The organism is Streptomyces violaceus (genome assembly GCF_036014075.1).
GTDB lineage: Bacteria > Actinomycetota > Actinomycetes > Streptomycetales > Streptomycetaceae > Streptomyces > Streptomyces violaceus.
Genome location: NZ_CP107911.1, coordinates 1,016,870 through 1,038,463 on the forward strand (window position 1 = coordinate 1,016,870; position 21,594 = coordinate 1,038,463).

General features: G+C 69.9%; 10 protein-coding genes and 1 pseudogene. 10 read left to right on the plus strand and 1 reads right to left on the minus strand.

Going from position 1 to position 21,594, the window contains the following annotated elements:
* The first annotated feature begins 13 nt into the window (after positions 1–13).
* From OG542_RS04695 to OG542_RS04735, 9 genes are all read left to right on the plus strand, one after another.
* Positions 14–910, plus strand: a complete 897-nt coding sequence (locus tag OG542_RS04695) for an SIS domain-containing protein (RefSeq protein ID WP_328408465.1) — start codon at positions 14–16, stop codon at positions 908–910.
* A 354-nt stretch (positions 911–1,264) separates the two neighbouring features.
* The gene (locus OG542_RS04700; protein WP_328408467.1) at positions 1,265–4,285 is read left to right on the plus strand and encodes a TIM-barrel domain-containing protein; all 3,021 of its coding nucleotides are present in this window, start codon (positions 1,265–1,267) and stop codon (positions 4,283–4,285) included.
* 101 nt (positions 4,286–4,386) lie between these two features.
* The gene (locus tag OG542_RS04705) at positions 4,387–6,255 is read left to right on the plus strand and encodes a DUF4091 domain-containing protein (protein ID WP_328408470.1); all 1,869 of its coding nucleotides are present in this window, start codon (positions 4,387–4,389) and stop codon (positions 6,253–6,255) included.
* Positions 6,252–9,896 carry a beta-galactosidase gene (locus OG542_RS04710; protein ID WP_328408472.1) on the plus strand — a complete coding sequence of 1,215 codons (3,645 nt, stop codon included), beginning with the start codon at positions 6,252–6,254 and terminating at the stop codon, positions 9,894–9,896. Before OG542_RS04705 ends, OG542_RS04710 begins: the two co-directional genes overlap by 4 nt.
* The gene (locus OG542_RS04715; RefSeq protein WP_328408474.1) at positions 9,896–11,143 is read left to right on the plus strand and encodes an SGNH/GDSL hydrolase family protein; all 1,248 of its coding nucleotides are present in this window, start codon (positions 9,896–9,898) and stop codon (positions 11,141–11,143) included. The genes OG542_RS04710 and OG542_RS04715 overlap by 1 nt, the downstream gene beginning before the upstream one ends.
* An 81-nt stretch (positions 11,144–11,224) precedes the next feature.
* The gene (locus OG542_RS04720; protein WP_328408476.1) at positions 11,225–13,300 is read left to right on the plus strand and encodes a GDSL-type esterase/lipase family protein; all 2,076 of its coding nucleotides are present in this window, start codon (positions 11,225–11,227) and stop codon (positions 13,298–13,300) included.
* 11 nt (positions 13,301–13,311) lie between these two features.
* The gene (locus tag OG542_RS04725; RefSeq protein WP_328408478.1) at positions 13,312–14,760 is read left to right on the plus strand and encodes an alpha-L-fucosidase; all 1,449 of its coding nucleotides are present in this window, start codon (positions 13,312–13,314) and stop codon (positions 14,758–14,760) included.
* Positions 14,761–14,765: 5 nt separating this feature from the next.
* Complete coding sequence (locus OG542_RS04730; protein WP_328408480.1) at positions 14,766–15,710, plus strand: hypothetical protein; 945 nt, start codon at positions 14,766–14,768, stop codon at positions 15,708–15,710.
* Complete coding sequence (locus OG542_RS04735; protein WP_328408482.1) at positions 15,707–16,600, plus strand: beta-glucosidase; 894 nt, start codon at positions 15,707–15,709, stop codon at positions 16,598–16,600. Before OG542_RS04730 ends, OG542_RS04735 begins: the two co-directional genes overlap by 4 nt.
* Before the next feature lie 46 nt (positions 16,601–16,646).
* Here OG542_RS04735 and OG542_RS04740 read toward each other — a convergent pair.
* A pseudogene (locus OG542_RS04740) lies at positions 16,647–18,278 on the minus strand (IS200/IS605 family accessory protein TnpB-related protein).
* Between the two features lie 76 nt (positions 18,279–18,354).
* Here OG542_RS04740 and OG542_RS04745 point away from each other — a divergent pair.
* Positions 18,355–21,561 (plus strand): alpha-N-acetylglucosaminidase, encoded by a 3,207-nt coding sequence (locus OG542_RS04745; RefSeq protein WP_408057718.1) that lies wholly within the window; start codon positions 18,355–18,357, stop codon positions 21,559–21,561.
* Positions 21,562–21,594 lie beyond the last annotated feature (33 nt).

Sequence of the window (21,594 nt, forward strand, 5' to 3'; positions counted from 1 at the left end):
GGGAGACCTCCCGATGAGTCAGACCGAGATCGAGATCGCCACCCAGCCCGACTGCTGGCGGCAGGCCGTGGCACTGGCCCGGCAGCCCGACGGCCCCGCTGCCTCGCTGCCCCGGCCCGGCGAGCGGGTGGCCGTCGTGGGCTGCGGGACGTCGTGGTTCATCGCCCAGGCGTACGCGGCACTGCGGGAGTCGGGCCGCCACGGCGAGACCGACGCCTTCCCCGCCTCCGAGATGCCGGCGGGGCGCGCCTACGACCGGGTGGTCGCGCTGACCCGGTCCGGCACGACGACCGAGGTGCTGGAGCTGCTCCGCCGGCTCCAGGGGCGCACCCCGACGACCGCGGTGACCGCGGTACCGGAGTCGCCGGTGAGGGGGCCGGCGGACGCCGTCGTCCCGCTCGACTTCGCCGACGAGACGTCGGTCGTCCAGACCCGGTTCGCCAGCACGGAACTGGTCCTCCTGCGGGCGCACCTGGGCGAGGACCTGGGGCATCTGCCGCGGCAGGGGCGCTCGGCGCTGGACGAACCGCTGCCGGCCGGGGTGCTCGAGGCCGAGCAGTTCACCTTCCTGGGGCAGGGCTGGGGGTACGGGATCGCCCAGGAGGCGGCGCTGAAGATGCGCGAGGCCGCCTCCGCCTGGACGGAGGCCTATCCGGTGATGGAGTACCGGCACGGTCCGATCAGCGTCACCGGACCCGGCCGTGTGGCGTGGTGGTTCGGGGACCCGGCCGCCCTGCCGTCCGGTCTCGCCGACGACATCGCCCGCACCGGCGGGCAGTTGGTGGCACTCGGCCGGGACCCACTGGCGGACCTCGTCGTGGTGCACCGCCTGGCAGCCGCGCTCGCCTCCGCACGCGGTCTCGACCCGGACAATCCACGCCACCTGACCCGCTCGGTGATCCTGGCCTGACCAGGCACCCCCGGAAAGGATCTCGGGGGTCCGCAGAATTTACCTGCCTGTTACGAACGGTTTCCGGTCCCGCCGAGGCCTCTCGGCGGGACCCCGGAGCGACCGCCACCAGGGACAACAGCTGCTTCAGGAGAACGCTCCAAGCACCCCGGAAGCCACGTGCCCCACATGTTGACAGGTGGCGATTACCGCAAGAGCATGAGCGAAATCAGTTGGAATCTTGCATCGGCACGCAGTTTCAAGCAGATCGCAAGCCCCCGGCACCGCGCTTCCTCGTGACCGTGCACTGCGCACGCCACCGGCACCACGCACCGCCGCTCCTGAGTCACCGTCCTGTCCGACAGGAGGACACGAGTGCACCCCCGACTGAGCAGTCCCGGCGGCCCGTTGCTCGCAGCCGCGCTGACCGCCGCCCTGCTGACGGCGCCCGTCACCGGCTCCCCCGCCGCGGCCACGGCCGACGCCCGCCCCACCGCCACCACCGGCGGGCCGAAGGTGGCCCGCACCGCGGATGCCGTCACGGTCTCCGTGCCTGCCTCCGCCGGCGCCCCCGGCTACACCCTCGACGTGGCCACCGACGAACTCGCCCTGACCACGCGCCGCTCCGGGAAGACCGTGCTCGCCACCGCCTCCGGCGACACCGGCGCCCTGCGCTTCGCCGCGGCCGACGGCACGTGGCAGCACGCGACCGACGTCACGGACTGGACGTGGAAGGACGGCGTCCTGACCGTCACCGCCGACAGCACGCTCGACGGCGCCACGGTGGAGGCCCGGATCACCCCTGGCGCCGACCGCTACCAGCTCGACTGGGACGTCCGCGGCGGCGGACCGAAGCAGCTGGGCCTCGCCTACGACCTGTCATCGGCAGGCCACTGGTACGGCCACGGCGAGGCGGAGACCCCCCAAGGCGGCCCCGGCGTCAACCAGCCCTGGCCGCTCGACGCCGGCGAGGTCGACCACGAGACCTTCGGCCCGGCGTCGTACAACATGATCGACCCGTTCTGGTACACGTCCAAGTCGACCGGTCTGCGCGTCGACACCGGGGATGTCATGGACGTGCGGCTCAACAAGGGCAAGGACGGCCTCGGCGCCTTCACCGTCGAGTCGCCCGACACCTACAAGGCCACCGTGTTCGTCGAGTCGACCCCGCTGGAGGTCTACCGCGACTACATCGGCATCGTCGGCAAGCCGGCCAAGTCCGATGCCACGTACGAGCAGTACGCCAAGCCGCTGTGGAACTCGTGGGCGCAGTTCTACACCAAGATCGACCAGGAGAAGCTGCTCGACTACGCCACCGACCTCCACGACAACGGTCTGGACGGGCACACCATCCAGCTCGACGACAAGTGGGAGTCGAACTACGGCAATCTGACCTGGGATCCCAAGACCTTCCCCGATCCCAAGGGCCTCTCCCAGAAGATCCACGACATGGGGTTCGACTTCGGCATCTGGGTCACCCTGTGGATCAACCTGGACTCCGACAACTACCAGTACGCGGTCGACAACGGCTATCTGCTCATGGACGCCAAGGACACGAGCAAGCCGTGTGAAGTGACCTGGTGGAACGGCCAGGCCGGGATCATCGACCTGGCGAACCCGGACGCCAAGGCCTGGTACGAGGCCAACCTCAAGACCCTGATGGACACGTACGACATCGACGGGCTGAAGTTCGACACCCGCTTCTTCGACGAGAAGTGCGCGCCGCGCGAGGGCCACCAGGCCACGGACTACCAGAAGCTCGGCACACAGCTCGCCGACGAGTTCGACCTCCAGGGCGCGGGCATCCGGGTGCACTGGAACCAGACGGCCCACGAGGCCGGCTTCGTCACCCGCCAGGTCGACAAGGGCACCGGCTGGGACTCCCTGCGCGCCTCCGCCACCCAGAACCTGGCGATCTCCACCATCGGCTACCCGTTCGTCGAGTCCGACATGATCGGCGGCTCCGGCGGCCAGCCGGCGCCGACGAAGGACGTGCTGGTGCGGTGGGCGCAATCCGCCTCGCTGATGCCACTGATGTACGCCTCGACCTCCCCGGTCGACACCAACGACACCACCACCGGGCAGAAGGTGGACTACGACCAGGAGACGGTCGATCTCTACCGGCAGGCGATCAAGACCCACGAGAAGCTCGCCCCCTACATCTGGGACCAGGTGCAGAGCACGCTGAAGACCGGCGATCCGATCATGCGGCCGCTGTTCTTCGACTTCCCGAAGGACGAGGCGAGTTACACGGTCACCGACGAGTGGATGCTCGGCCCGGCCGTGCTGGCCGCGCCCAAGCTGAGCACGGGCGCCACCCGCTCCGTCCATCTGCCGCCGGGCACCTGGTACGACGTGAACCAGGGCACCGTGATCCGTGGCCCCAAGACGCTGAAGGGGTACGCGGCGCCGCTCGGCGTCACCCCGGCCTTCGTCAATCTCAAGGCCGAGGGCGCGGACAAGGCCATCAAGGCGCTCAAGCGCGACAACGCTCCGGCCGCCTCCGTCCTGATCACCCCGGACGCCCCGTCCACCGACGCCGGCAAGCCGTTCGAGGTGACCACCGAGGTGACCAACTGGGGCGCCCGGACCATCGAGAACGCCAAGGCGGCGCTGGACCTGCCCGAGGGCTGGACGGCGAAGGCGACCGGCCCGACCACCGCGGACTCGCTCAAGAACGGCGCCAGCCTCACCACCACCTGGACGGTGACCCCGGCCGATGACGCCCGATGGGGCAGCCACAACCTCACCGGCACCGCCACCTACAACGGGTCGACGAAGGTGTCCGACACCGTGCAGGCGCAGGTGAAGGCCGCCCCGGGCAGTGTGCGGGAACCGTACCTGACAGCCGATACCACCTCCGAGGACCCGCAATACGCCCAGGCCGGCGACCAGTTCGCCATCTGGGCGGGCGGCCAGGACCTGTCCGGGTGGAAGGACGAGAAGGGCGTCATCTACCGCGACGACGCGGCCGGGGAGAAGGCCACGGTGCAGGCCCAGCTGGTCTCCCAGGACAGCGCCTCACCGGTCGGCAAGGCGGGCATCGCCCTCGCCAACGACCTGACGGCGCCCGAGAAGGGCGGTTACGCGGTGCTGGTCATGACCCAGAGTTACGGACTGGAGTTCATGACCGACAGCGACGGCGACGGGAAGCTCGACACCTGGGCGGGCGGTGGCTCCACGTACCACCCGGCGTATCTCAAGCTGACCCGGGACGGCGCCACCTACACCGCCTACTCCAGCAAGGACGGCGAGAACTGGTCGCAGGTCGGCACCGCCCAGGTGCCGTCGGCCACCGGCACCGGTGACGCCGGGATGGTCGCCAGCGCGGCCAACGTCAACTACCCCGGCGAGAACATCGAAGCCGTCTTCAGCGGATTCTCCGTCACTTCCTGACGCCAACGGCATCACCCCGCTTCCCGGCAGGCCTTCCTCCCTTGAGGGCCTGCCGGGGACCCGACCCGTCCTTGCACGGTCGTAAGAGAGGGAACCCACCCATGGCACGTACATCCTCAGCCGTCGCCGGCTTCGTGGCGGGCGTGGTCGTGGCCGCCAGTACCACCGCGATCGCCGTCACCGGTACGACGACCACCGACAACGACGTCAATTCCAAGGCCACCACCACCTGGCTGACCGTCAAGGTCGCCGACGCCATGGGCACCAGGGACACCATCACCTGGGTTCCCACCGGCTCCTTCGCCGGCTCCGCGGAGGAGCGGGTCCCGCGCTACCCGATGACCACCATCCAGGGCAAGGACACGAAGGAGCTCAAGCTCTCCGCCGTGCGCAACGAGCAGGTCTCGGCGCAGCTGGCGATCGCCTCCGGCCAGAACCTCGACGACGTCAAGGCCGCGGTCGGCGACCTCACCGGGCCCGGCGGCGCGAAGCTGTCAGGTGCCGACACCCAGGTCCGGTTCGTCAAGTACGTGCCCGTGCAGCGCTCCAAGAGCGAGGTCGACTGGTCCGCCACGATCGACCAGGTCAGCTCCGGCAAGGAGGTGTCCGGCGACCGCAACCCCGACGTGGTCGGCGACGCGCTCGAGGAGCGGTCCTCCGTGGACGTACCGGCGTACGCGGCGCAGCCGCTGTGGTTCACCTTCCACATCCCCGAGACTGCCAAGCCCGGCACCTACACCGGCACGGTCAAGGTCAACGCCGACGGCCGCACCCAGACCACTTACCCGCTGACCATCGAGGTCGCCGACGCGAGCGTGCCCGCCCCGAAGGACTACAAGTTCTTCCTCGACGTATGGGCACAACCGGAGACGATCGCAAAGAATCACGGCGTCAAGCTCTGGTCCGACGACCACTGGAAGCTGATCGAGAAGTACAACCGCGACCTGGCGTCGCGCGGCCAGAAGGTCATCAACACCACCATCGTCGACAACCCCTGGCACCACCAGTGGTCACTCGGCACCCGGGAATCGCAGACGGCCACGCCGTACACCAGCATGGTGGGCTGGAGCTGGAACGGAAAGACGTTCTCCTTCGACTTCAGCCGCTGGGACAAGTACGTCCAGACCGCCAGACGCGCCGGTCTCGGGCCGGACATCGGCGCCTTCTCCATGCTGGCGTTCCAAGACCAGGAGCACCTCACCTACACCGACACCAGCACCGGCAAGACCGTCTACGAGAACGTCGATCTGGGCGGCGACCGCTGGCGGGAGGCGTGGGGAGCGTTCCTTCCCGCCTTCGAGAAGCACCTGAAGGAGAAGGGCTGGCTGGAGAACACCTGGCTGTCCTTCGACGAGCGGCCCATCAACACGATGACGGTCGTCAAGGACTTCGTCCACGAGGTCGCGCCGACCTTCGACAGCCGTATCTCCGTGGCCGGTTCGATCAGCACCGAAGGCGTCGCGTCCAACCTGTCCGTCGACTGGGGCGGCATCGACGCGATGACGAAGGAGAAGGTGGCGGAGCGGCGCAAGGCCGGCAAGATCACGACCTTCTACGTGTACGGCGCGCCGGCCCACCCCAACACGCTGTCGTTCTCGCCCGCGATCGAGTCGCGGATGCTGCCGTGGATCTCCGCCCAGCGGAACCTGGACGGCTTCCTGCGCTGGTCGTACAACAGCTGGACCAGCGACCCCTTCAAGCAGCCGGTGCACATCTTCACGCAGGGCGACGAATACCTGGTCTACCCGGGCAAGGACGGCCCGATGTCCAGCATCCGCTGGGAGCAGCTGAAGGAGGGCATCGAGGACTACGAACTCATCGCCCAGCTGCGGAAGAAGGACGGCGGCGCCGACAGCGACGCCCTGACCGAGGCACTCACGACCGCGACCCGGAACCTCGACGGCCGGACGAAGGACGTGGGCGACATCGAGACCGCGCGGGCGGCAGTCGTGAAGGGGCTGACCTCATGAAGGGCAAGTGGAGATCTCTGCTGCTCGCCGGAGCGCTGACTGTCATGCCTCTGGCCGGCGCGGGGGTAGCGGCACCGGCCGAGGCCGAGCCCAAGGCCCCGCACACCGTCACCTACGACCAGTACTCCGTACGGGTCGACGGCAAGCCCCTGTACATCTGGGGCGCCGAGTTCCACTACTTCCGACTGCCCAGCCCCGACGCCTGGCGCGACGTCCTGCAGAAGATCAAGGCGGGCGGATTCAACGCGGTCTCGCTCTATTTCGACTGGGGCTACCACTCCCCCAAACCCGGCTCGTACGACTTCACTGGTACCCGTGACGTGGAGCGGCTGCTCGACGAGGCCGAGCGCGCGGGCCTGTATGTGATCGCCCGCCCGGGCCCGTACATCAACGCGGAGGTCTCCGGCGGCGGCATGCCCGCCTGGCGCAAGACGCAGGCCGGTGTGAACCGCACCTCCGAGCCGGAGTACCTGAAGGCGGCCCGGGAGTGGATGAGCCGGATCAACCCGATCATCGCGCGCCACCAACTCACCCGTGGTACCGGGTCGGTGATTTTGTACCAGGTCGAGAACGAGTACCAGGGCGGCCGACAGGACGCCGACTACATGCAGACCCTCATCGACTGGGCGAAGGAAGACGGCATCGATGTGCCCACCTTCGTCAACGACGGCGGCGCCAACAAGAACTGGGTGAACGGCAAGGGCGCCCCCGACATCTACGGCTTCGACGCCTACCCCCAGGGCTTCGACTGCAAGGACCCCGACACCTGGAGGAACCTGCCCGACTACTCGTACGTCAACGAGTGGAAGCCCGAGTCCCCGCTGATCATCCCGGAGGCACAGGGCGGCGCCTTCGACCCCTGGGGCGGCACCGGATACCAGGACTGCGCCAAGCTCACCGGCACCGACTTCACCCGCGTGTTCAGCAAGATGAACATCGCCGCCGGGGTGAGCGGCCAGTCCTTCTACATGACGTACGGCGGCACCAACTGGGGCTGGCTCGCCGACCCCAACGCGGTCTACACGTCGTACGACTACGGCGCTCCGATCAACGAGTCCCGTCAGCTGACGGACAAGTACCAGGAGTTCAAGCGCCTCGGATACATGGTCAACTCCGTCACCTCGCTGGCGCGCACCGACAAGGCCGAGGCCCCGACCCCGTCCGATGACGCCCTGCGCATCGACCGGCGCGTCAACCCCGACGACGGCACCCAGTTCTTCACCGTGCGGCACGCCGACACCCGGGTGAAGGACAAGGACGAGACCACCCTGTCCCTCTCGGGCAAGGACGGCGACTACCCGCGCGTACCGCAGCAGGGGGCGATCACCGTCGACGGCCGGGACGCCAAACTCCTGGTAGCGGGATACGACTTGGGCGAGAAGCAGCGCCTCGTCTACTCCACCTCGGAGATCATGACGCACGCCCGGATCGCCGGCCGGGATGTGGCGATGCTGTACGGGCGTGCTGGCGAGGCCGGCGAGACCGTGCTGCGGTACGCCGAGCGGCCTGAGGTCAAGGTCCTCGACGGCGATGCCACCAGCACCTGGGACGCCGTTCGCGGTGACCTGCGCCTGAACTACACGCACAAGGGCCTGGCCCGGGTGCTGGTGAACGGCATGGAACTGCTGATCGCCGACACCGCCGAGACCGCCCACTGGTGGCGGCAGGACACCGCCTCGGGACCGGTCCTCGTACGCGGACCGTCCCTCGTCCGTACGGCCGAACTGGCGGACGGCACCCTGAAGCTGACCGGTGACTCCACCAAGGCCGCGAAGATCGAGGTCATCGCGGACGCCAAGAAGGTGACCTGGAACGGCAGCGAGGTCGCCGTCACCCAGGCGCCGCGCCCGGTTCAGCTGCCCGCGCTGACGACGTGGAAGTACAAGGAGGAGGCACCGGAGTCCGCTCCCGGCTTCGACGACTCCACCTGGACCACCGCCGACCACCTCACCGCCAACAACCCGGAGCTGGCCGGGTCGCTGCCGGTCCTCGCGATGGACGAGTACGGCTTCCACCACGGCAACGTCTGGTACCGCGGCCGGTTCAAGACCACCGGTGCCGCGACCGGGCTCGCACTCGACGCCAAGACCGGTAACACCGGCCAGTACGCGGTCTGGCTCAACGGCCGCTACCTCGGCAGCTCCGGCAACGGCGCGCACACCTTCGACATCCCGGCGGGCACGCTGAAGTCCGCCGGAGACGGCGGGGACAACGTCCTCTCCGTCCTGGTGGAGAACGCGGGCCACAACGAGGAATGGGGTCACGACTACTCCAAGGAGCCGCGCGGTCTGCTCGGCGCCGAGGTGATCGGCGGAGCCTCCACCCTCACCTGGAAGATCCAGGGCAGCCGCGGCGGCGAGGACCCGGTCGACACCGCCCGAGGCGCGTACAACAACGGCGGGCTGTACGGGGAGAGGGCCGGCTGGTCGCTGCCGGGATACTCCGAAAGCAGTTGGAAGAGCACCACCCTCTCCGGGCAGACCGGGAAGACCGGGCCCGGCGTGCGCTGGTACCGCACCTCCGCGCGGCTCGACCTGCCTCAGGGCCAGGACAACGCGGTCGCGCTGGACCTGGCCGAGGCCGAGGGCGGCAGCACCGGCTACCGCGCCCAGATCTTCGTCAACGGCTGGCTGATCGGCCGCTACCTGCCGGACACCGGACCGCAGACACGGTTCGTCGTCCCCAAGGGCATCCTGCGCGAGCAGGGCACCAACACCATCGCCCTGGCCGTGTGGTCCACCAAGGCCGGCGCGGGCCCGGGTTCGGCGAAGCTCGTCGGCCTCGGCGCCTCGGCGGGCGGTATCAAGGTCGGCACGGTGGCCGCGCCCTCGTACAACGCCACGACGTACGCCATGCCGGAATCCGGCGCCCGTGTCACCGTCGACGCCGAGCCGTTCCTGGGCACCGGCACCGCCGCGAAGGTCCCCGTCACCCTCGGCGTGCCGAAGGACGCGCCGACCGCCTCGAAGGTCGAGCTGGCGCTGAAGGTCCCGGACGGCTGGACCGCGACCACCGACGACACCACCCGTTTCGACCAGGTGCGGCCCGGCGACACCGTGACCGCGGACTACGCCGTCACCCCACCGGGCGACCCGGTCCACTACGCCGTCCTGACCGCGACCGCCAAGCTCACCCAGCCCGGCCACCCGGGCACCGTCACCGGTGTACGGGCCGTGCAGGTGCCACCGCCGGGGCTGTCCGCCGACGCCTATGTGAGCGACCTGACCCTGGTCAAGGCGGTCAACGGCTGGGGTCCGGTGGAGAAGGACACCTCCAACGGGGAGAACGCGGCGGGTGACGGCCGCCCCCTCAGCATCGGCGGCACCACCTACGCCAAGGGCCTCGGCGTGCACGCGAACAGCCAGATCCGGGTCTATCTCGGCGGCGGCTGCACGCGCTTCACCGCCACCGCCGGGGTGGACGACGAGGTCGGCGACGGCGGCAGCGTCTCCTTCAAGGTGATCGCCGACGGCCGCTCCCTCGCCACAACCCCGGTGGTGCGCGGCTCCGACGGCGGTACCGACATCGACGTGGATGTGACCGGCGCGCGCTGGCTGGACCTGCTGGTCGACGGGGACGGCGATGTCTCCTCGGACCACGCCGACTGGGCCGACGCCAAGCTGACCTGTGGCGGTGCCTGATGCCCAGCCTGAGCAAGGGGCGTCACACGCATGGGAGACGCGGCAGGCTCGCGGCTCTGCTCCTGGCGGTCTCGGCCGCCGTGGCGGGGACGCTGGCGCCCGCCGAGGCCGGTCAGCAGGACGATCGGCGCGCCTGGACGGGGACCTGGGCGACCGCGGCCAGCGAGCACTACGAGGTCTCGGGGATGTCCGAGGTGACGGTGCGGATGCCGGTGCACACCAGCGTCGGCGGCTCATCCGTACGCATCCGCCTGACCAACGCCTACGCCACCGACCCGGTGACGATCGGGCACGCGACCGTGGGCCTGCGCGACGGCGGTTCCGCCGTGGCCCGCCCCTACGACCTGCGGTTCGGCGGGCAGCGCGCGGTCACCATCCCGGCGGGCGGCCAGGCTGTGAGCGACCCCGTCGGACTCGCCGTTCCGGCCCTGGCCGACCTGGTCGTCAGTCTCCATCTGCCCGGCCAGGTCACGCACATCACCGATCACTGGTGGGCGCAGCAGACCGTGTACTGGACGGATTACGGGGCGGGCGACCACGCCGCCGACACCTCCGGTGACGCCTACACCTGGACCACCACGAGCTGGCCGTTCCTCAGCGGCGTCGACGTGACCGCGCCGAGAACGGGGTCGGTGGTGGCACTCGGCGACTCGATCACCGACGGGTCCTTCTCGACGGCCGACACCAACCAGCGCTGGCCCGACCTCCTGTCCGCCCGGCTGAACGCCTGCCTGCCCGGCGCCGGAGTGCTCAACGCGGGCATCACCAGCAACCGCATCACCGCCGGTACCCCGACCAACCCCTCCGCCCTGGACCGCCTCGAACGGGATGTGCTCTCCCAGCCGGGGGCGAAGACCCTGATCCTCTTCGAGGGCATCAACGACCTCGGCGGGGCGAGCGCCGAGCAGATCATCGCCGGGATGACGGAGATCGCCGACCGGGCGCACCAGCGCGGCATGCGGGTCGTCGGCGCCACGATCACCCCGTACAAGGACTTCACCTGGGGCGGTTGGAGCGAGGAGACCGAGGGGCGGCGACAGCAGGTCAACACGTTCGTCCGGGACTCCGGCGGGGTCTTCGACGATTACGCCGACTTCGACCGGGCGGTCCGGGATGCGGCGGATCCGCGCCGGCTGGGCGCGGCATACGACTCCGGTGACCATCTGCATCCCAACGACGCAGGGATGAAGGCGTTCGCCGACTCCATCGATCTGACCGCGCTCGGCCTCGGCCGCCCGTGTTCCTGAGGAGGACCCGTGTCCAGAACGCTTGAACACCTGCGTGGACGCCGAAGATGCGCGGCCCTTGCCACAGCCTTGGCGGCGACCTTGGCAGCGCTGCTTCCGGCGGCGCCGGCCGCGGCCGAGACCACGCAGCCGGGGTGGACGGGGACTTGGGCGACCGCGCAGCACGCCTCGTACGACCCGGGCACCTCGGAGGTGACGGTGCGGATACCGGTGCGGGTGAGCGCCGGCGGGTCGAGCGTACGCATCCGCCTGAGCAACGGCTTCACCACCGAGCCGGTGACGATCGGACAGGCGACCGTCGGACTTCGTGAGGGCGGTTCCGACGCCACGAAGCCGCAGAAGCTGCGGTTCGGCGGGAAGAGCGAGGTGACGATCCCGGCCGGTGAGCAGGCGGCCAGCGATCAGGTCCAGCTCACCGTGCCCGCCCGCAGCGACCTGGTCGTCAGCCTGTACTTCCCGGGCCGGCTCACCCACATCAGCCAGCACTGGATGGGCCTCCAGACCGTCTACTGGACACCCGACGGCGGCGGCGACCACGCCTCGGACGCCGACGGGGACGCCTTCACCAGAACCGATTCCACCTTCCCGTTCCTGACCGGTGTCGACGTACAGGGCGGAAACGCGGCGGGCGCCGTGGTGGCGCTCGGCGACTCCATCACCGACGGGGCGTCCTCCACGGCGAACGCCAACCGGCGTTGGCCCGACTATCTGGCGGGGCGGCTGTCGGCCTGCTCGTCGGCCGCCGGGGTGCTGAACGAGGGCATCAGCGGCAACCGGATCACGGCCGGTGTCGACGGCAATCCGTCGGCGCTGGACCGGCTGGAACGCGATGTGCTGTCGCAGCCGGGCGCCCGGACGGTGGTCCTGTTCGAGGGTGTCAACGACCTCAGCTGGGGCGGCGCCACCGGTGATCAGGTGATCGACGGCATGAAGGAGATCGTGCGCCGCGCCCACGAACGCGGGCTGCGCGTGATCGGCGCGACGGTCGTGCCGTATCGCGGCTGGGGCGACTGGTGGACCGAGGCCAAGGAGGCGGACCGGCAGAAGGTCAACACGTTCGTGCGCGACGGCAGCGTCTTCGACGACTACGCCGACTTCGACAAGGCCGTACGGGACCCGGACGACCCCACCCGCTACGCCGCCACGTTCGACTCCGGTGACCATCTGCACCCCAACGACACCGGGATGAAGGCGTTCGCCGACGCCGTCGACCTCACCACCCTCGAGGCGGCCCGCGACTGCCCGTCGGCCCGCGTACGGCTCACCCCGTACCGGCCGACCCTGCAAGCCGGCGGCGACGGCACCCAGATCACGTCGACCGTCACCAACACCGGCACCAAAACGGTCACCGAGATCAGCACGCGCCTCGACCTCCCCGACGGCTGGTCCGCCGAACCGGCCGGCAGCGCGCGGACCCGCACCCTCGCCCCGGGCGACAGCGCCACCGTCACCTGGACGGTGACCCCCGCGGCCGACGCGGCCTGGGGCACCCACGAGATCGGCGTACGCACCTCCTTCCTCCAGGACGGCCGGACACGCCACGACTCCGACAGCGTGGACGCGACGGTGACCCCCGCTCCGTCCGGGGTGCGCGCGCCGTATTTGACGACCGCCACCACCACCGAAGAGGCCCGATACGCCCAGAACGACGGCCAGTTCGCCATCTGGGCGGGCGGCCAGGACCTGTCCGGCTGGAAGGACGAGAAGGCGGCGATCTACCTCGCCGACGCCGCGTCACCGTCCGGCACCGTGACCGCCCGGGTGGCCGCCCAGTCCGGCAGCGGCCCGTCCGCGAAGGCCGGGATCGCCGTCGCCAACGACCTGACCGCGCCCGAGAAGGGCGGTTACGCCGTGTTCACCATGTCCGCGAAGTACGGACTGGAGTTCCTGACCGACAGCGACGGTGACGGAAAGCTCGACACCTGGGCCGGCGGCGGCAGTTCGTACCACCCCGCCTGGCTGAAGCTCGTCCGCGACGGCTCCGCCTACACCGCGTACGCCAGCTCCGACGGCACCGCCTGGCAGCAGGTCGCGGCAGCCATCGTGCCGTCGGCGAGCGGCACCGGGGACGCCGGGATGGTCGCGAGCGCCGTCAACCTCAACTATCCCGGCCAGACCACCACCGCCGTATTCGACTCCTTCTCCACCACGAAGTGAGAGGTCTCCCCATGGCAGTCAATCGCAGGCAGTTCATGACCACGGCGGCCGCCGTCGGCGGCGCCGTGCTCCTCGCCCCGCCCGGGACCGCCCAGGCCCTCGCCGGCGCGGCGGTGCCGGGCGGCTCCGGCATACCCGACTACCAGCCCACCAAGGCGTCCCTCGACACCCATCCCGTGGCGCGCTGGTACAAGGACGCCAAGTTCGGCATCTTCGTCCACTGGGGCATCTACTCGGTGATCGCCGGCGCGACGCCGAGAAGCGCCTCCGAGTGGTACCTCTGGTACCAGAGCACCAAGGACACCGCCGAGTGGAAGTATCACCGCGACACCTACGGCGAGGACGTCACCTACGACGACCTCATCCCTCAGTTCAAGGCCGAGAAGTACGATCCCGACGCCTGGGTGAGGCTGTTCGAGCAGGCGGGCGCCGAGTACTTCGCGCTGACCAGCAAGCACCACGACGGATTCGCCCTCTACCCCAGCAAGGTGACGGACCGTCACTCCGTGGCGTACGGCCCGAAGCGCGACCTCGTCGGTGAGCTGATGACCGCGGCCCGCAAGCGCGGCACCGTGCGCCCGGGCCTGTACTACTCGCTCGGCGAGTATTTCAACCCGGCGATCGGCCGGCCGATGCGCAATTTCTACACCGACGAGGAGATCCCGATGACCGGCTACAAGCCGGTCGAGGACTACATCGGCGACTACGAGCTCAAGCAGCTCTACGAGATCATCGACCGCTACGACCCGGAGCTGCTGTGGGCGGACGGGCAGTGGTTCCGGCCCACCGGCAACCCGCCGTGGCGCAGCGAAGAATCCATGGCCCACTACTACAACCAGGCCAAGAACCGTGAGCGCCCCAAGGGCGTGGTGATCAACGACCGGTTCGACACCCACTTCGACTTCGCGACGTACGAGCAGCGCACCAACCCCACGATGGATCCGCAGAAGTGGGAGTGCTGCATGACCATGGGCTACTCCTGGGGCTACAACAAGCACGAGCCGGACGAGGACTACAAGACCTCCGAGTTCCTGATCCAGCTGCTCGCCGACGTGGTCAGCAAGAACGGCAACCTGCTGCTCAACATCGGGCCCAGGGCGGACGGCACGATCCCCGAGATCATGCAGGAGCGGCTGCGGGACATCGGCGCCTGGCTGAAGGTCAACGGCCCGGCGATCTACGGGTCGACGCCCTGGGTGCGGGCGGAGGAGGAAGGCAGTTCGCTCGGCATCCGCTACACCGTCTCCCCGGGCAAGTTCAACATCATCGTGCTGGGCGCGCCCAGCGGCACCCTCTCGGTGCCCGGCGACATCCCCATCAGCGCCACGTCCCGGGTCCGGCTGCTCGGCACGAGCGGCAGCCTGAGGTGGACCCGCCGTGACGGAAAGATCAACATCACCGTCCCGTCCTCCCTGCCCAGCGACATCGCCAACGTCTTCACCGTCGACTGGGCCCGGTGACCGGCATGGGAATCAGTACCGGTACCCAGTTCGACACCCTGGGGCCCACGCTCACGGTCACCACGGAACCCGCCGAACCGGCCGGCGGCGACACGGTCACCGCCACCGCGGTCCTCACCAACGACTGCCCCTTCCCGCTCCGCAACGCCGTGCTCCACCTGATCGACCCCGGCGCCACCGCGGCGGCGAAGACCATCCCGCTCGGCGACCTGCGGCTGGGCGCGAAGACGACCCGGCGCTGGGAGACGGCGATGCCGGCCGACGTGGCCGGGAACGTGTCGTTCACCGCGCACGTGGTCTTCGACGTCGACGGGCGCAGCAGCGACTGCGCGCGGTCCGCGAAGACGTTCACGGTGCCCTACGAGCCCAACGTGGTGCGTGATCCGTACCGGACGTTCGCCACCACCGACGACGCCGAGTTCGGCCAGTACGGCAGCCAGTTGGTGATCTGGGCGGGCGGCCGCGACTTCTCCGGCGGCACCGACGAGAAGGGGGGCATCCTCCTGCCCGGCTCGGCCGCCGAGTCGAGCGTGGTGCAGGTCAAGACGGTCAGCCTCACCGGCAGCGACAACCCCACCGCCAAGTACGGCATCGCAGTGGCCAACGACCTCACCGCGCCGGAGAAGGGCGGCTACGCCGTCCTCACCATGTCGAAGTCGTTCGGCCTGGAGTTCATGACCGACGGCGACGGCGACGGACACCTCGACACCTGGGCCGGCGGCGGCGGTTCCACCCACCCCGCCTGGCTGCGCCTGGTCCGCGACGGCACGACGTACACCGCGTACAGCAGCACCAACAACGGCCTCTCCTGGACCGAGACCGCGCGGGCGACCGTGCCGTCCGCGAGCGGCGCCCTGGACGCCGGCGTGGTGGCGAGCGCCGTGAACCTCAACTACCCCGGCACGACGGTCCAGGCCGTGTTCGACCGCTTCACCGTGGAGGAGTCATGAACACCTACCGCCCCGAACAGGACTTCCTCCCGCCACCCGTCTCCCTCACCGTCACCCCGGCCACCCCCGAGCCGGGCCAGACAGTGACCCTGACCACCACCCTCAAGAACACCACCGGTATCACCCTGCGCGGCACCGTTCTCTACCTCGCCGTGGGCGACACCGCGGACTCGGACGACCTGGGCGGCATCGCGCCCGGACGGACGGTCACCCGCACCTGGAAGACCCGGCTCCCCGACGACGCCGAGGGAGTGGTCCCCTGCATCGCGCACGCGCTCTTCGACGTGCACGAGGACGGATCCGACTGCACCCGCACGACCTCGTCGCTGAAGCTGCCCTACAGGTCGCTGGCCAGTGCCTTCGACAACGCCGGCATCTCCTCCGACGACGCCACCACCACCGCCGACATCGACGGCTCGCGTTCCAGCCTGTCCGCCCAGGCGCTGGCCTCGGTCGGACTGACTCCCGGAGCCTCGGTCACCTACGGCGGGACGACCTTCACCTGGCCGGACACCGAGCCCGGGGCCAAGGACAACGTGGTGTCCTCCGGGCAGACCGTACGACTGTCCGGCACCGGCTCACGGCTGGCCTTCCTCTCCACCTCCACCTGGGGCGACGGCAAGGGGCCCGGGAAGGTCGTGTACGCGGACGGCACGGAGCAGGCCTTCTCCGTCGAGGTCCCCGACTGGTACTGGGCGAACCCCGCGGCCGCGGTGGTACTGCCGTACCGCAACACCCCCTCGGGCCAGGACAGGAACCCGATCAGCCTCTACACCTTCGGCGTCGATCTGGAGAACAAGGAACTGCGCTCCGTCGTGCTGCCGAAGGTCAGCGACGGCCTGCAGAGCGGTGGTCCCGCCCTGCACATCTTCGCGATGACCGTCGCCTGATCCTAGAAGTTTTGAGAGGACGTTCATGACAGGCAACCAACCGTTCCTAATGACCGAGCGGGAGTGAGTCCTGTTGCCAGGAATCATGCTCAGCCGAACGCCCCGAGCGGTGTTGGGCGTTCTGGTTGCCCGCGTTCGCTCCGCAGTCCGGTGGCACGGATCGTGTCCGTGGTCCGGGAACGGGAGGGCGGGGTCCCTCACGCCCGAGGGCACGCCGGTCGGCCTGGACGGTCCGATGCCCGTGCACATCACTCTGGTGTGCAGGGGGCGGTGTCGTCCGTCGCCGGATCGGGTGTCCTTGGGCGCGCCGTCCGATCGCCACGGCGGCAGCCTCGTGGCGAGTGGTCTTCCTGTTTTCGTGGGTGAGGGGCTTCTGCCAGTGCTGGGCGCCCCACTTCGAGGTGTAGGCCGGGTCCACCGCGATGATCGCGATGCCGGTCTGGTCGGCCATCGAGGTCAGCCGGGCGCGAAGCCGTCCGGTGGGCATGCCGGAGATCAACTGCCGGAATCGCTTGCGGCGGCCGTGCTTCTCGCGGGTCTTCTCCGCGGCGAAGTCCAGATCCTCCACCGCGATGGCCTGCACGCCGCAGGCGCGGGCCCAGTGCAGCAGCCGGGTCAGGGCGTGGCGGACGTGGGCATCACGGTGCTCGGCGGTACCGGACAAGTCATAGAAGAAGCAGCGGGGATGGCCGGTCGGGTTGCCGTGGACGTCGAGGCGCCAGGCGGCCAGGTGGTCGGCGTTCATGTCGACGCCGATCACACCGTGCGCGAGGGCGTCGGCCATCGGGACGGTCTTCGACACCGGAAGCTGCCAGCAGGCGGTCACATACCAACGCCCGCGTACCACGTCGAGGTGGATGCGGTAGGCGACCGCGCGGTTGGCCTCCACCCGGTCCGCCCACTCCTGCCCCCGGTGCGGGAAGCGCACCTGCGCGGCGAGGACGTACCGGCCATGCGGGGCATTGGCCAGCCGGGCGAGCGGCGTCGGGAGCTTGATGCTCACCTCGCCGTCCGGGCTGACGCGGATCGTCTCGTTGCCGTAGCGCTTCCCGGACTCGCCGTCCGCCTGCAGGAACCAGCGCGACGCCTCCCACCGCCGCCGCCACTGAGCCTCGGTCAGCTGGGCGGCGGGCAGTTGGTGGCGGGTGCGGGCCAGCCGCTTGTCGCCGCGCACCACGTGCACGGTCCCAGTCTCCCAATCGGCCCGCGCCCGTTCCAGCCGGTCTTCGAGGATGTGCAGGCGGCGGGTCTTCGCGTGCCACTCCCGCTTGCTGCGGTAGCCGCCCGGCACCTGTTTCGAGCCCTTCGCGCCGACCGGCAGCGACAGCCGGTGCGCGAGCGTCCGGATGCCCGCCTCAAGGGACTGGATGTGGGCGAGCTGGCCGCGCCGTGCGAGCGCCCACTGATCATGGCTGGCTTTGGTGAGCGACCCGGCCCACCGGGACGACGACATAGCAGTCAGGCCCCGCTTGCGGGCCGCCCAGGTCTGCGCGCAGTGCTCCAGACCGTCCGCGCACCGCACCTTCAAGTCCCGGGAGGCCAGCGAACCGAGGTGCGCGCCAACGAGGGCGAGGACCTTTTCATCGGCGGGCGTGAGCTGCTTGAGCCGGGTCCGGACCGTCGCGCCTGAGGGACCGGGCACCACAAACGACGCCGCAAGCTCCCGCAACCCGCCCACCCCACATCCCTACACGGTCCCTCGAAAACCCGCTCATCACACCCAACGAGCCCCACCCGGAAAGGTCACACATGCGATGAACGAACTCCCATTCCCCTCCCGAGACAACAGCACCCAGCCGCCCACCAAGCCCCTCCGCACTCACTCACACACGCCAGAACGCACTCGTACGCACTCAAATCCCAGTAGTTCCCAACCCCTCAGCCGCAGACGCCTGCTGGCCGGAGCGGCCGCGTTCGGCTCAGTGGTGCTGCTGACGCCACCGCAAGGTGCCCACGCCGCACCAGCAGCCGCGGACCAGGACGCGAAGCCGTTCGACACGGCCCCGGCATCGGTCGCGCTGCAACGGCTGCTGCCCGACCACCACCGGCAGGTGACGCTGCGCGCGCTGAGCGCCGGCAGCGCCGACCGGTTCAAGGTCACCGGCCGGGCCGGGGCGATCACCGTGCAGGGCACCAGCCCGGCGGTGCTGCTCACCGGCCTCAACACATATCTCGCGCGGGCGGCGACGGCCGACATCTCCTGGAACGGCGAACAGCTGAACCTCCCCAAGTTGCTGCCCGCCCCGAAGGGGGAGATCGCCGGATCGGCGAATGTGCCGCACCGGTTCGCCCTCAACGACACCAACGACGGCTACACCGGCCCCTACCGGCACTGGGACGCGTGGGAGCGCGAGCTGGACGTGCTCGCGCTGCACGGCATCAACCGGGTGCTTGTCTACACCGGCGGCGACGCCGTCTACTACGACACCTTCCGGCAGTTCGGATATTCGGACGCCGAAATGCGGGCGTGGATTCCGGCACCGGCCCATCAGCCGTGGTGGCTGCTGCAGAACATGTCGGGGTTCGGCGGCCCGGTGTCCCGGCAGCTCATCGAGCGCCGGGCCGAGCTGGCGCGGAAGATCGCCGACCGGGTGCGGGACCTGGGCATGACGCCGGTGCTGCCCGGCTACTTCGGCACCGTGCCGGACGACTTCGTCGCCAAACACGGCGGGGACGCGGCCGTGGTCCCCCAGGGCGACTGGGGCGCCTTCAAGCGACCCGACTGGCTCGACCCGCGCACGACGGCCTTCGACGAGGTGTCCGCCGCCTTCTACCGGGCCCAGTCGGAGCGGTTCGGCGACAGCACGATGTACAAGATGGACCTGCTGCACGAAGGCGGCAACCCCGGTGACGTTCCGGTGGACGAAGCCGCGGCAGCCGTCGAAGGGGCGCTTCAGAAAGCTCACCCGGGCGCGATCTGGGCCATCCTGGGCTGGCAGTCCAACCCGTCCAGGGAACTGCTCGACGGCGTCGACAAGTCCCGGATGCTGATCGTGGACGGTCTGTCGGACCGCTACACCACCGTCACCGACCGGGAGAGCGACTGGGGCGGCACCCCGTACGCCTTCGGCAGCATCTGGAACTTCGGCGGCCACACCCCCATCGGCGCCAACGCCCCGGACTGGGTGGAGCAGTACCCCAAGTGGCGTGACAAGAAGGACAGTTCGCTCGCCGGTATCGCGGCGATGCCGGAAGCCGCCGACAACAACGCGCCCGCCCTCGCCCTCCTCACCGAGCTGGCCTGGACACCCGGCACCGTCGACCTGGACGACTGGTTCGCCGCGTACGCCCTCTCCCGCTACGGCGGCCCGGACCGGCATGCCGCCGCGGCCTGGCAGACGATCCGCGACACCGCGTACAACATGACCCGCGCGGACGGCTGGAGCGAGGCACCCGACGGCCTGTTCGGCGCCCGTCCCGGCCTGAACGCCAACAAGGCCGCCGCATGGGGCCCGGAGAAGGACCGCTACGACACCACCGCCTTCGACACGGCACTCACCGAACTCCTCGCCGTTCGAGCGGAGTTGAGAGACAGCTCGGCCTACCGGTACGACGTCGTCGACGTGGCCCGGCAGGTCCTGTCCAACCGCAGCCGGGTCCTGCTGCCGCAGATCAAGGCCGCACACGAGGCCGGGGACAAGGCCCTGTTCGGCAAGCTGACCAAGACCTGGCTGGACTGGATGGACCTCCTCGAGGACCTGCTGGCGACCTCCGGCCCGCACCTGCTCGGGAGGTGGCTCGCCGACGCCCGCTCCTGGGGCGCCGACCGGGCCGAGAAGGACCGCCTGGAGTACGACGTCCGCTCCCTCATCACCACCTGGGGCGGACGCGCCAGCAGTGAGGAGGGGCTGCACGACTACGCGAACCGGGAGTGGTCCGGGCTGGTCGGCGGCCTGTACCGCACCCGCTGGAACACGTACTTCGACGCGCTCACCACGGGCAAGGACCCGTCGGCGATCGACTGGTTCGCCCTGGAGGACCGCTGGGCGCACGCGCACGAAACGCACCCGACCGAGTCCCAGGGCTCCCCGTACACCCTGGCCCGCCGCGTGCGCGACCTGCTCGCCGCCACTCCCCATCAGGCGGTCCTCACCGCGGGGACCGACCGGGGAGCCGTGGCCGAGGGCACACCCGCGACGGTGACGGTCACCTTCTCCAACAGGAACGGGTTCGCGGCGGCCCGCGACGTGGCCCTCTCCGTCACCGCTCCCGAGGGCATGGCGGTGAAGCCGCTCGATCCGGTGCGCACGGCGTCGGTGGCGTCCGGCAAGACGTTCGCCGCTCGCTTCGAGGTCTCCCTGGCGGGGGAGCCGACGGAACTGGTCGGCCGGGTCGTCGCGGGGGCGGCGTACGCGGGCGGCGGGAAGGCGGTGGCGCCAGTACGGCTGATGGCCGCGGCCGGGATCGGTGACCCGTACCGCACGGTCTCCTACAACGACGCGGTGTTCGGCCAGGCCGGCGACGAGATCGCCATCGAGGGCGCGGGGGCCGACCTGTGGGGCGGCACCAACGAGTTCGGGGCGGTGTACCGGGCGGGCGCGTACGGCGACAAGACGGTGGCCGAGGTCACGGTCACGTCCCAGGACATGACCGGGGGCTGGGCACGGGCGGGCCTCGTCGTCCGCAACGACCTGGGCACTCAAGGGAGCGCGGGTTACGTGAACCTGGCGGTCACTCCGTCCAACGGCTGCGCGCTGAGCTGGGACGCCGACGGTGACGGCCGTTTCGACTCGATCGAACTGTCGGGCTCCTTCACCGCGCCGGTGCGGCTGCGGCTGACCAGGTCCGGCGCCTCGTACACCGGCCAGGCCAGCACGGATGGCGTCACCTGGACGACGGTGGGCACGGCCACGCCGGGAGGCGCGGCCGCCGCACAGGACGTCGGGGTCTTCATGACCGCGGCCAACGGCTGGACCGACGGACGGGGCATCGCCACGTTCGACGGATTCACGGTGACCTGATCTCCGTGATTCTCCCTCGTGCGCCAAGTGGAG

Bases quoted from the DNA above. Each gene is read 5' to 3' on its own strand.
- OG542_RS04710 (WP_328408472.1), top strand. From the start codon at position 6,252: ATGAAGGGCAAGTGGAGATCTCTGCTGCTCGCCGGAGCGCTGACTGTC.
- OG542_RS04705 (WP_328408470.1), top strand. From the start codon at position 4,387: ATGGCACGTACATCCTCAGCCGTCGCCGGCTTCGTGGCGGGCGTGGTC.
- OG542_RS04695 (WP_328408465.1), top strand. From the start codon at position 14: ATGAGTCAGACCGAGATCGAGATCGCCACCCAGCCCGACTGCTGGCGG.
- OG542_RS04725 (WP_328408478.1), top strand. From the start codon at position 13,312: ATGGCAGTCAATCGCAGGCAGTTCATGACCACGGCGGCCGCCGTCGGC.
- OG542_RS04745 (WP_408057718.1), top strand. From the start codon at position 18,355: ATGAACGAACTCCCATTCCCCTCCCGAGACAACAGCACCCAGCCGCCC.
- OG542_RS04715 (WP_328408474.1), top strand. From the start codon at position 9,896: ATGCCCAGCCTGAGCAAGGGGCGTCACACGCATGGGAGACGCGGCAGG.
- OG542_RS04730 (WP_328408480.1), top strand. From the start codon at position 14,766: ATGGGAATCAGTACCGGTACCCAGTTCGACACCCTGGGGCCCACGCTC.
- OG542_RS04735 (WP_328408482.1), top strand. From the start codon at position 15,707: ATGAACACCTACCGCCCCGAACAGGACTTCCTCCCGCCACCCGTCTCC.